Genomic DNA, 11791 nt, shown 5'->3' with positions numbered 1-11791 from the left:
GTGGCCGGCCGTGACCGGCGTCACTACCGTGAGGCTCATGGACAGTTACGCCCGCGGCGATTCGGACACAGCGATACTCGACGACACGATCGGCCGAAACCTGCATCGCACTGTCGAGCGGCACGCCGAACGCGATGCCCTCGTCGATGTCGCATCGGGCAGGCGGTGGACCTACTCGGAGTTCGCGGCGGACGTCGAGTTGTTGGCGGCGGGGCTCCTCGTGGCCGGAGTGCAAGTAGGCGATCGAGTAGGGATCTGGGCACCGAACTGCCCCGAATGGACGCTGGCGCAATATGCGACGGCGGAGATCGGGGCAATTCTGGTCAACATCAATCCGGCGTACCGCTCGCACGAGCTGCAGTTCGTGCTGAGACAGGCGGGTGTCTCGGTGCTGTTGTCGGCCACCGAGTTCAAAGGGTCCGACTACACGGCCATGATCGACGACGTGCGACCGGAGGTGACAACTCTGCGCGAGGTCCTCTTCATCGGAAGCATTCAGTGGGAAGCAATGACCGATCGAGGGCACCGAGCGTTGGCGAAGACTCCGCGGATGGTCGCCGACGTGTCGAGCACACTTCGCCCGGACGACGCGATCAACATCCAATACACCTCGGGTACAACGGGTTTCCCGAAGGGTGCGACGCTCAGTCATCGAAACATACTGAACAACGGCTTCTTCGTCGGCGAGCTCTGCCATTACACCGAGAACGACAGGGTCTGCATTCCGGTGCCGTTCTACCATTGCTTCGGCATGGTGATGGGCAATCTCGCGTGCACGTCGCACGGAGCAACGATGGTCATCCCCGGTCCCGCGTTCGACCCGGTGGCGACGTTGACGGCCGTGGCCGATGAGAAGTGCACCTCGCTCTACGGCGTACCGACCATGTTCATCGCCGAGTTGGCACTGGAGAACATCGGCGCATTCGATCTGAGCAGCCTGCGTACCGGAATCATGGCCGGATCACCCTGTCCCACAGAGGTGATGAAGCAGGTCATCGAACGCATGGGAATGGCAGAGGTGTCCATCTGCTACGGCATGACCGAGACGTCGCCGGTATCGCTGCAGACTCGCAGCGACGACTCGATAGAGCAGCGAGTGTCCACTGTCGGTCGTGTGGGTCCGCATCTGGAGGTGAAGATCGTCGACCCCGTTCTCGGTGAGACACTGCCGCGAGGCGAGGCGGGTGAACTGTGCACCCGTGGCTACTCGGTGATGATCGGTTACTGGGAGCAGCCCGACAAGACCGCAGAGGCGATCGACAGCGACGGGTGGATGCACACCGGCGACATCGGGGTCATGGACGGTGACGGCTACGTCGCGATCACCGGGCGCATCAAGGACATGGTGATTCGCGGCGGCGAGAACATCTATCCCCGCGAGGTCGAGGAATTTCTCTACACCCACCCCGACATCCTCGACGCTCAGGTCATCGGTGTGCCCGACGAGAAGTACGGCGAGGAATTGATGGCGTGGATACAGCTCAGAGACGGTGCCGCACCACTGGATTCGGACGCGGTGCGGCAGTTCTGCGACGGTCGCCTCGCGCATTACAAGATTCCGCGCTACGTGCACATCGTCGACGAGTTCCCGATGACCGTCACCGGCAAGGTGCGCAAGGTCGAGATGCGTGAACGCTCGCTCGGATTGATCTGAACCCAGCCGTTGGGCTGACATACTGACGTCCATGACCAGTGCGCTGTGGACGCCCACCGATACCGATGTCGAGCACGCTCGGGTCACCGAGTTCACCCGGTTCGTCGAGGAGCGCCACGAGGTGACGCTGCCCGACTACGCAGCGTTGTGGCGGTGGTCGATCGACGACATCGAATCGTTCTGGAAAGCCGTGTGGGACTACTTCGACATTCGCTCCACCATCGAGCCGGCGTCGGTCCTCGAGGGCCACGGTATGCCGGGGGCGCAGTGGTTCCCGGGTGTCGAGCTGAATTACGTCGATCAGGTCGTCCGGCACGCTCGAGGAGATCGAGCCGCCATCGTTCATGCCTCCGAGGACGGTTCGACCCGGACCGTCACGTGGTCCGAGATGATCGCCCAGGCCGGTGCGTTGGCGGGCACCCTGTCCGACGCGGGCGTCCGACGCGGCGACCGCGTCGTCGGATACCTGCCGAACGTGCCCGAGGCGGTCATCGCCTTCCTGGCGACAGCAAGTCTGGGCGCGGTGTGGGCTGCGTGCGGGCAGGACTACTCGGCGGCGGCAGCACTCGACAGATTGGGACAGCTCGATCCCGCGGCGTTGATCACCGCGTCCGGGTACGTCTACGGAGGGGCCTTCCGCGACAAAGATGCGGACGTGAACACTCTCGCAGAGGGATTGCCGACGGTACGCACGGTGGTCACGATCGGCGACGCTGCCGGGACTGTGGGAAGCGCGGGGACTGTGGGAACCGCGGGGATTAGGCTGAATTGGGCGGACGCGACCGCGACACCGCGCGAGCTCGCTCCGGTCGCAGTGCCGTTCGATCACCCGTTGTGGGTCGTGTTCTCGTCGGGGACGACGGGACGACCCAAGGGGATCGTGCACGGCCATGGTGGCGTGCTGCTCGAGCATCTCAAATCCGTTGCACTGCACTCGGACCTAGGACCCGACGATGTGTTCTTCTGGTACACGAGCCCGAGCTGGATGATGTGGAATTTCCAGGTGGCCGGTCTGCTCGTCGGGGCCACGATCGTGTGCACCGACGGAAATCCAGCGTTCCCGAGAACGGATGCGCTGTGGGGCATTGCGGCCGCGCAGGGCGTGACGTACCTCGGTACCAGCCCCGGGTACGTCCTCGCGTGCATCAAGGCGGACGCACACCCCGGTGCCGATCACGATCTCTCGAGCCTGCGCGCCATCGGGATCACCGGGCCTGCGATGCCCGCGACGTCGTCGATCTGGTTGTCGGAGAAGGTCGGAGCCCACGTACCGGTGTTCTCGATCTCCGGTGGTACCGATGTGGTGTCGGCGTTCGCCGGGGGAGTGCGGACCGTGCCTGTCTGGGCGGGCGAGTTGTCGGTTCCGTTCCTGGGCGTTGCGCTCGATGCCTACGACGAGGCAGGCAACTCGGTGCACGGCGCAGTGGGCGAACTGGTCGTCACCGAACCGATGCCGTCCATGCCGGTGCGGTTCTGGAACGATCCCGACGGAACCCGTTATCGGGACGCGTATTTCGATACCTATCCGGGCATCTGGCGGCACGGCGACTGGATCACCGTGACCGAACGCGGCAGCGTCGTCGTGCACGGTCGTTCCGATGCGACGCTGAACCGCAACGGGATTCGAATGGGAAGCGCCGACATCTATCAGGCCGTCGAATCTCTCGACGAGGTCACCGAGGCCCTGGTGCTCGGCATGGAACAGCCCGACGGGGGATACTGGATGCCGCTGTTCGTGGTGGTCCCGGACGGGCTCACCACGGAGCTACGCGAGCGCATCGTTGCCGTCATCAGGACACAGGCATCCCCGCGGCACGTTCCCGACGACATCGTCGCAGCGCCCGCGATCCCGCACACGCGGACCGGTAAGAAGCTCGAAGTGCCGCTCAAGAAAATGTTCCAGGGTGCTGCCGAGACAACTGCTCTCGACACCAGTGCCGTCGACGATCCGGAGGCGGTGCGGTGGTTCGCAGATCGCGCGGCGGAGTATCAGCGAGTCCAGCGCGCGAGGTAGGCCTTCTCCTCGGGCGCTATCCGGCGCAGAGTCTCCGCCCCGACGTCGACAATCGCCATGCGAGTGGTCGCCACCACCGCAGGCGGCGAATCCGGGGCCGCGCCCGCTGCCCGTACCTCGTAGCCGATGGTGAAATCGACCGCACGTACCTTCTCGAACCAGAGTGTGACGTCGAGCGGACCGTCCGAGTGCCGAAGCGGCTTCTTGTACGCGATGGTGACGTTCGCGATCAACGCACTCTTGATCAGGCTTTCGTTGGCCTCGCCCTCGCTGAGCAGCCATTCGATGCGCGCCTCTTCGAGCAGAGTGACCATCCGGGCGTGATTGATGTGCGCGAATGCGTCCATGTCCGACCACCGCACCGTGACGGTCGCGTGATATCCGACGGGGTCGATCCGATCTGTCTGCATCGCCACAGGCTCTGTCTTCATTGCTAGAGGATGGCATGCGCGCCTGCGTCGGGGGCGACGCTCTAGAGTCCCAGGAGTGATTATCGCCAATGTCGCACTGGATGATTCCGGCGTGCTCTTCGACATCGAACTCGTGGGCTCGACCATCGGGTCCATCACCCCGGCCGGTCGCGATCGCACCCGCGGCGTCGAGGTCGTCGACGGGGCGGGGGGAGTGGCCCTGCCGGGTTTCGTGGACAGTCATGTTCATCTGACGCAATGGGCAGCGGCGCGGCGGCGTATCGACGTCGGGCCGGCCTCGTCGGCGGCCGATGCGGCGGCACTGGTGTTCCCCTATGCGCGCACAGCAGGCGATTCCGTAGTGCGCGCCAACGGCTTTCGGGACGCGCAGTGGCCCGACGAACCACACAAGGACCTGCTCGAGAACGCGCTGCCCGGTGTGCGTGTGGCGTTGACGAGCATGGACCTGCACACGCTGTGGCTGAGTCCGGCGCTGCTGCGCGATCTCGGTATCGACCATCCCACCGGAGTGCTTCGTGACGTCGACGGTCTCGAGGCCGTCATGGCGCTGGAGGCCTTGGAGGACCCGGCCGAGTTGGACCGAGCGGTGCTCGACGCCACCGCGGCACTGGCGGTCCGCGGAGTGACCGGCGTCGTCGATTTCGAGTTCGCGGACAACCGGACGGTCTGGGATCGACGCCTGTCGGCCGGATCTCCCGCAGTGCGCGTCGACACCACGGTGTGGCCGCAGTGGCTCGACGAAGCGCTCGATCGTGGGGAGCGCACCGGCGACGTCTCGGCCGTCTCGGACATGATTCGGCGCGGACCGCTGAAGGTCATGCTCGACGGCTCGCTGAACACCAGAACGGCCTGCTGTCACGATCGCTACCCGGGCGTCGACGGTGACAACGCCTACGGACTGTTGCTCGAGACCCACGACGGACTGTTCGAGCTCGTCTCTCGCGCAGCTCGCGGCGGAATCACCTCTGCTGTCCATGCGATCGGTGACCGGGCGAACGGTGTTGCGCTCGATGCGTTCGAGCGGGCGGGTTGCGGAGGTCGTATCGAACACGCGCAGCAGCTCGTCCCCGAAGACATCGCACGCTTCGCGGCGCTGGGCGTTGCGGCGTCGGTGCAGCCGCAGCACGCCATGGCCGACCGCGACATCGCCGAGGATCTGTGGGCAGGTCGGCGCTCGGTGGCCTACGGCTACGGGTCGCTCCATCGAAGCGGTGCCACGCTGCTCTTCGGCTCCGACGCTCCGGTGAGTCCACCGGAGCCATTGGCAGGCGTTGCGGCGGCGGTATTCCGAACCGACGACGACCGGCCGCCGTGGCATGCCGAGGAATCGGTTCCTCTCGACGCGGCACTACAGGCGGCGAGCGGCGACCGCGCTGCGCTCCGCGTCGGGGACGTCGCGGACATCGTCGTTCTCGAGGAGCACCCGGTGCATCGCTCGGCGCACGATCTGGCGGAGACGGAGATCAGGGCAACGGTCTGTGCAGGCACGCTGACACACGCAGCTGCGGTATAGCACCCGGCTCGGCGGGACCCGAATGCCGTCGAGGTTCGGTCCGATCGCGGACATGAAAACTTACTCATGTCGCCTTCATCGTCGTCTCACGCACCGGAGGGAGTGTGGCGGTGTGAAGTTCGCACCCAAGATTGCAGTCCTGGCGGCTGTGGTGATCGTGCCGGTAGGCGTCGCGCTCGCGAGCACCGTGCTGGCCGACACCCCTCAGCCACCGAGCTTCGAGCCGCGCGTCACCGTCGGAGTCGCGACGTCGAGCGGTGCACCTCAGACGTCGGGCGCAGCCAGATCGACGACTGCTGCCCCGTCGACAACCGCAGCCCCACCGGCGACCGCAGCCCCACCGGCGACCGCCGCCCCACCCATCACCGCAGGCGCTCCTACCGACACGGGGCCGTCGGTCGGGAATGCTCCAGCCGTTCCACCATCAGCACCGCAATCCATCGTCGTGCCGGCCCCGCCGCCCGTGGTGGTTCTGCCGGACGGGGATGATGACGACGACGTCGGCAACCAGGACGATGTGGGTGGCGACGACGATGCGGAAGATGACGACGGGTGAACTCGACCGAAAAGGTGATCGACGGAAGCAACGCCCGCACCGAGGTGCTCGCGCCGACGGGACTCGAGCCCGAGCCTGCGATTCGTCGCCCCCGGGTGGGAAGCCGAGTTCCGGCACGGGTGCGCATCCTCGGCTGGCTGTTGTTCGTCATGGCGTTGGCAATGCTGGCCGTCGGCGTTGCAGTGCGAACGATCCTCCTCGCGGACGTCGAGCGAGACACCGCAGTGGCGCTCGAGCAGGAGATCAGCGAGTTCAGCGAGTTCGCGGCGACCGGCCGTGACCCGGACGACGGTCTGCCGTTCGGCAATGTGGCAGATCTGCTCCAGTTGCACCTGCAGCGTCAATACCCGGACGACGACGAGATCTTGTTCGGATACACCGATCGACTCCTGCGTCAGGAGCGCGGCGGTCCGGGGGATCTGGTCGCCGACGCCGCTGTCGTATCGGCCATCGTGGACTCACCCGACAGCGTGGGATCGACACCGACCTCGGAGGGAGCAGTCGCCTGGGCGAAACAGGTGGCCGAACCTTCCGGCGGGGGCCAGGCCGGGACGTTCGCTATCGGAATCCTGGTCGACCGTGAGCGCGCAGACGTGTCCAACACCATTCGTGTAGTTGTCGGGGTATCGCTCATGGCACTTCTGTTCACCGGCGGTATCGCTTGGGTGGTGGCCGGGCAGATTCTTGCGCCCGTACGTCTCGTTCGCCGGACCGCGGCCCAGATCACCACCGACGATCTGTCCAGGCGGATCGAGGTGGAGGGCCGCGACGACGTCGCCGAGCTCGCGGACACGTTCAACGACATGCTCGACCGGCTGGAGTCCGCGTTCGCCGCGCAGCGACAATTCGTGGACGACGCGAGCCATGAGCTACGTACGCCGATCACGATCGTCAGTGGGCATCTGGAACTGATGGGTGAGGACCCACACGAGCGTGAAGAGACGGTTCGGCTCGTCACCGACGAGTTGGACCGGATGAACCGGATCGTGGAGGACCTGTTGATCCTTGCCAAAGCCGAGCGGCCGGATTTCGTCCGCAAGCAACCGGTCGATCTCGAGATCCTCACGCGCGACATCGACGCCAAGGTGCGAGCGCTCGCCGACCGCGATTGGATCCTGGGGCACGTCGGTACGGGCTCGGTGCGGGTCGATCCGCAGCGAGTCACGCAGGCAGTGCTTCAGCTGGCGCAGAATGCGGTGTCGCACACCCGGACCGGTGACCGGATCGTCGTGGGCTCGGAGCTTGCCCTGGACCGAGTTCGGTTGTGGGTGAGCGACACCGGGCCCGGTGTGTCCAGCGTGGATGCGTCGACCATCTTCGAACGGTTCGCCCGCGGAAGCAGTGGCTCGCGTCGCTCGGACAGTGGCGGCGCAGGGCTGGGGCTGAGCATCGTGCGAGCAATTGCCGACGGGCACCACGGTGCCGCGACGCTCGACAGTCGACCCGGTGCGGGTGCGACCTTCGGATTGGACCTGCCGGCACGATGAGAGACCGACGATGAGCCGAATATTGATCGCCGAGGACAACGTCCGCATCTCGTCCTTCATCGAAAAGGGTTTACGGGCCAACGGTTTCACCACGACCACCGTGGCCGACGGCATCTCCGCGATCGATTATGCGACGACCGGAGACTTCGATCTCGTCGTTCTGGATCTGGGCCTGCCGGGCAAGGACGGGTTCGAGGTGATCGAATCGCTACGAGGCGCCGGTGTCGGTATTCCTGTGATCATCCTGACGGCCCGGGACTCGGTGCGCGACACCGTGACCGGCCTCGAAGGGGGAGCGGACGACTACATGACCAAGCCGTTCCGGTTCGAGGAGCTGCTTGCACGTGTTCGACTGCGGCTGCGTGGCGGTGACCGAGAGCCCTCGGTCTCCGTTCTGGAATCAGGCTCTCTGGCTGTGGATCTGCACACCAGACGTGCCGTGGTGAACGGTGTGGTGGTGTCGCTGACATCGCGCGAGTTCGTTCTGCTCGAGATGTTTCTGCGTCACCCACGGCAGGTCCTCTCTCGTGAGCAGATCCTCAGTCACGTATGGGGATACGATTTCGACCCCGGCTCCAACGTCGTCGACGTCTACGTTCGTATGCTGCGCAAGAAGATCGGCTCCGATCGAATCGAGACGGTGCGCGGGATGGGGTACCGCCTGGCCTGAGCAGAACCGCTCATGAAAGAACGCTCATGGACTGTTCATCGGCGTTTCATCGGTCGGCTCCAGACTGGTAATCATGAACACGGTCAGCTTCAGGACGCAGCCACCTCCCCTTCCGCAACCGATGCGGGCGTGGCGCTTTCGCGATCTGTGGACCCGCCGGGTGGTTCAGCTCGTCGTCAGTTCGGTTGCACTGCTGGTGCTGTTGGCCGTGCTCGCCGGCGCGGCGCAAGGGTTGCCGAGCGCGGGACGGACGACGCTCGTCGTCTTCTCGGCAGCTGTCGCCCTCTGGGTGTTCACCAAGATCGACGACACCTACGTCGCACTCGGTGCCGCACTGGCTCTGGTACTGACAGGTGTGGTCAGCACCGACGCCTTGTTCGACACTCTGGGCGAAGAGACCATCTGGCTTCTCATCGCGGCGTTCATCATCGCCGCTGGAGTTCGCGAGTCCGGTTTGGCAACGCGCGCAGCGGTGTTCATCGTCAGCGGTGCGGGCAGCGTACGCCAGCTCGCCCATTTGGTGACGTCTGCACTGATCGTGACCGCATTCGCAATTCCTGCCACCTCGGGTCGTGCGGCACTTGCGCTGCCGGTGTTCGTGGCGTTGGCGCAGGCGCTCGCCGAGCGCAAGCGGGTGGTGCGGGCGTTGGCAATCCTGTTTCCCACCGTCATCCTGCTGTCCGCTGTGGCGACCCTCATCGGCGCGGGGGCACATCTGATCACCAGCCAGGTGCTCGAAAGTGCGACGGGCACCGGCATCAGCTTCACCGCGTGGTTGTTGCTCGGTGTGCCGCTGGCCGTGGTCAGTAGCCACTGTGCGGCCGAACTCGTACTGCTGCTGTTCACCGATCGTGAGGATCGCCGAATCCCACTGGCGGTAAACGTATCCGACATGGCGTCGCGGCTTCCCACCCCGGTGACGGGACCGCTGACCATCGCGGAGAACCGGGCCGCGACGTTGCTGGCCGTCGTCATCGTGCTGTGGTGCTCGGAACCGCTGCACGGCGTGCACCCCGCCATCATCGCCCTGCTCGGTGCACTGATCTCCACCTCTCCGCGTTTCGGTACCACCGATTTCGGCAAGGCGCTGTCGACGGTGCCGTGGTCGCTGCTGCTGTTCATGGCGGCGACGCTGGCCCTCGGGACCGCGCTGACGACGTCCGGTGCGGCAGGGTGGCTCTCGGACGGGCTGTTCACGGTGGTCCCGATCGGATCGGCACCGCCCTGGGTGTTCATTGCAGTGGTGATCGTTCTGTCCGTCGCGTCACATCTTCTCATCCAATCTCGCTCGGCCCGTTCGTCCGTGCTGGTTCCACTCGTCGTCACCACGGCTGTGGCGCTCGGCATCGATCCAGTGGCCGCGGCCTTCGCCTCGACGGCTGCGGCAGGCTTCTGCCACACCATGCCGTCCTCGGCGAAGCCAGTGGCGATCTTCGCCAAAGCCGAAGGTGTGGATACATATTCACCGAAGGACCTGCTGCGGCTGTCCGCGTTCCTCGCGCCGCTGACCGCAGTGACCGTGCTGTTCTTCGCCGTCGCCGTGTGGCCTCTGCTCGGCACTCCCATCTCCTGATCTCCGACTTCCGACAAGGACACGATCACCATGCCCTCTTCAACTCCTCTCCGCTTCGTCGTCGCCCCGTCCGGGTTCAAGGAATCCCTCGGTGCCGACGAGGTCGCAGTGGCTATCGGTGCAGGTATCCGCCGGGTGGTGCCCGGTGCCATCGTCAGCTCGGTTCCCCTGGTCGACGGGGGTGAAGGGTCTGCCCGCGCACTTGCCGGTGCCACCCTGGGAAAGGTGATCGACGCCGTCGTGACCGGGCCGGTCGGCACGCCGGTGGCGTCCCATTTCGCTCTCCTGGGAACCGACGGGCCGATCACAGCGGTCGTGGAGATGGCAGCGGCGGCCGGCCTGTCGCTGGTTCCGCGAGATATGCGTGACCCGACGATCACCACGAGCCGCGGAGTCGGTGAGCTCATCCGCGCCGCCCTCGATTACGGTGCCGAACGAATTCTTTTGGGCTGCGGTGATTCCGGTACTTCGGACGGCGGCGCAGGTTTGCTCCAAGCGCTCGGAGTGCGACTCCTCGATGCCGAAGGCCTCGAATTGGGTGACGGCGGAGGCGAGTTGGTCCGTCTCGATCACATCGATGTGTCCGGTCTCGATCCACGTCTGACTCCGGGAAGCGGTGTGGAGATCAGGGTCGCATGCAATCCGCACAACATTCTGTGTGGACCGGGGGGAGTCGCCCGGGTCTTCGCACCGCAGAAGGGTGCCACTCCGGGGCAAGTGGAGGTTCTGTCGGCTGCGATGGACCGCTGGGCCGAGGTGCTCGAGCGTGACGTGTCGACACGGCCCTCGGGCCTGAACCTGCGCACCGGGCCGGGCACGGGGGCGTCCGGCGGGATGGGTGCCGGCGTGGCTGCAGTCCTGCGAGCAGAGCTCCTACCGCGCTTCGAGGTGATGCTCGATCATGTCGATCTCGACAGCCTCATCGCGACGGCCGATCTGGTGTTGACCGCCGAGGGTTCCATCGACAAGCAGACGCCGAAGGGCAAGATCCCTACGGAGGTCGCGCGCCGAGCGAAGCTCCACGGCAAACCAGTGGTGGCGCTCGCGGGCACCATCGGTCTCGATGCCCGGGCCAATTACGACTCGGGTATCGACGCCTTCGCAGGCATTCTGCCCTCGCCGGTCGAACTGGTCGAAGCGCTCGAACGAGGTGCCGAGTTTCTGACCGATGCCACGGAGCGAGCGATGAGATTGATTCTGATCGGAGCGACGTTGGGTCGCTGAGAGGGCCGTATCGACGAAGCCCCTCCGCGATCTCGTGCAGGAGATCGTCGATTCGACGCGCGAGATATGCGGACGGTGCCCGGCACAGCATCGTCTATCGAGCGGCACGTCCTGGCCGAGTTCGTCGGTGACGTGAACCTGTCGGTCCGGCCGAGTAGCGTGACGTCGATGACGTCTTTCACCGATCCACGCGTGCGAGAGTTTCTGTCGGCAGGTACCCGCACCGGAAAGGTCGGCTACCTTGCTTCGGACGGACGGCCCCTGGTCGCCCCGATCTGGTTCGTCGTCGAGGACGATTCCATCGTGTTCAACACCGGAGCCGATACCGCCAAGGGGCGAGCGATCCGCAGGGACCCTCGGATCGTGTTGACCGTCGATCTCGAAGAGCCGCCGTACGGGTTCGTGCAGGTGCAGGGCGTTGCCTCGATCGACGAGGATCCCCGAGAACTGGTGCGTACGGCCACCGAGATCGGAGCGCGGTACATGGGCCGCGACAGAGGGGAGGAGTTCGGCAGACGCAATGGAGTTCCGGGCGAATTGATCGTTCGTTTGGTACCTACCAAGGTGATTGCCGCTTTCGACATGACGGCGTGACAACCGACGAACTCCGCGCGTGAGGGCCTGTAGATTGGCCGGGTGCCGAATCCAGCCACCGGTTCTGCACGTACG

10 protein-coding genes are annotated in these 11791 nt (G+C 65.3%); 9 read left to right on the top strand and 1 reads right to left on the bottom strand.

Features of this window, described 5'->3' with window-relative positions; translation table 11 throughout:
• The first annotated feature begins 37 nt into the window (after nt 1-37).
• Nucleotides 38-1654, top strand: a complete 1617-nt coding sequence (locus tag CH285_RS01455) for an AMP-binding protein (protein ID WP_176458061.1) — start codon at nt 38-40, stop codon at nt 1652-1654.
• Nucleotides 1655-1685: 31 nt separating this feature from the next.
• A complete protein-coding gene (locus CH285_RS01450) occupies nt 1686-3668 on the top strand; it encodes an acetoacetate--CoA ligase (RefSeq protein WP_094643275.1) in 1983 nt (660 codons plus the stop codon).
• Here CH285_RS01450 and CH285_RS01445 read toward each other — a convergent pair.
• Entirely contained in the window at nt 3644-4078 is a 435-nt protein-coding gene (locus CH285_RS01445; protein WP_032388225.1) for an acyl-CoA thioesterase, read from the bottom strand. The genes CH285_RS01450 and CH285_RS01445 overlap by 25 nt on opposite strands.
• A gap of 76 nt (nt 4079-4154) precedes the next feature.
• On the opposite strand from CH285_RS01445, the gene CH285_RS01440 reads away from it, so the two are divergent.
• The 7 genes from CH285_RS01440 to CH285_RS01410 all read left to right on the top strand — a co-directional run bounded on the left by CH285_RS01440 (nt 4155) and on the right by CH285_RS01410 (nt 11716).
• Entirely contained in the window at nt 4155-5612 is a 1458-nt protein-coding gene (locus CH285_RS01440) for an amidohydrolase (protein WP_032383551.1), read from the top strand.
• A gap of 112 nt (nt 5613-5724) precedes the next feature.
• Nucleotides 5725-6168 carry a hypothetical protein gene (locus CH285_RS27705; protein WP_051365094.1) on the top strand — a complete coding sequence of 148 codons (444 nt, stop codon included), beginning with the start codon at nt 5725-5727 and terminating at the stop codon, nt 6166-6168.
• On the top strand, nt 6165-7655 hold the full coding sequence (locus CH285_RS01430) for a sensor histidine kinase (RefSeq protein WP_094643274.1): 1491 nt from the start codon (nt 6165-6167) through the stop codon (nt 7653-7655). The genes CH285_RS27705 and CH285_RS01430 overlap by 4 nt, the downstream gene beginning before the upstream one ends.
• A 10-nt stretch (nt 7656-7665) precedes the next feature.
• Nucleotides 7666-8325, top strand: coding sequence for a response regulator transcription factor (locus tag CH285_RS01425; protein WP_027496295.1), 660 nt, complete (start codon nt 7666-7668; stop codon nt 8323-8325).
• Between the two features lie 73 nt (nt 8326-8398).
• Nucleotides 8399-9898: an SLC13 family permease gene (locus tag CH285_RS01420; protein ID WP_080729324.1), complete on the top strand. Its 1500-nt coding sequence runs from the start codon at nt 8399-8401 to the stop codon at nt 9896-9898.
• A 30-nt stretch (nt 9899-9928) separates the two neighbouring features.
• Entirely contained in the window at nt 9929-11122 is a 1194-nt protein-coding gene (locus tag CH285_RS01415) for a glycerate kinase family protein (RefSeq protein WP_027496297.1), read from the top strand.
• Between the two features lie 168 nt (nt 11123-11290).
• Nucleotides 11291-11716 carry a PPOX class F420-dependent oxidoreductase gene (locus CH285_RS01410; RefSeq protein WP_027496298.1) on the top strand — a complete coding sequence of 142 codons (426 nt, stop codon included), beginning with the start codon at nt 11291-11293 and terminating at the stop codon, nt 11714-11716.
• The last annotated feature ends 75 nt before the right edge of the window (nt 11717-11791 follow it).

The organism is Rhodococcus sp. 05-2256-B1, assembly GCF_002258465.1.
Taxonomy (GTDB): Bacteria; Actinomycetota; Actinomycetes; order Mycobacteriales; family Mycobacteriaceae; genus Rhodococcoides; species Rhodococcoides fascians.
Note: the sequence above shows the minus strand (reverse complement) of the source record. Positions and strands in the feature narration are given on the sequence as shown.

Coding starts and splice junctions, on each gene's coding strand:
- CH285_RS01455 (WP_176458061.1), top strand. CDS start 38: ATGGACAGTTACGCCCGCGGCGATTCGGACACAGCGATACTCGACGAC.
- CH285_RS01425 (WP_027496295.1), top strand. CDS start 7,666: ATGAGCCGAATATTGATCGCCGAGGACAACGTCCGCATCTCGTCCTTC.
- CH285_RS01410 (WP_027496298.1), top strand. CDS start 11,291: ATGACGTCTTTCACCGATCCACGCGTGCGAGAGTTTCTGTCGGCAGGT.
- CH285_RS01415 (WP_027496297.1), top strand. CDS start 9,929: ATGCCCTCTTCAACTCCTCTCCGCTTCGTCGTCGCCCCGTCCGGGTTC.
- CH285_RS01450 (WP_094643275.1), top strand. CDS start 1,686: ATGACCAGTGCGCTGTGGACGCCCACCGATACCGATGTCGAGCACGCT.
- CH285_RS01420 (WP_080729324.1), top strand. CDS start 8,399: ATGAACACGGTCAGCTTCAGGACGCAGCCACCTCCCCTTCCGCAACCG.
- CH285_RS01445 (WP_032388225.1), bottom strand. CDS start 4,078: ATGCAGACAGATCGGATCGACCCCGTCGGATATCACGCGACCGTCACG.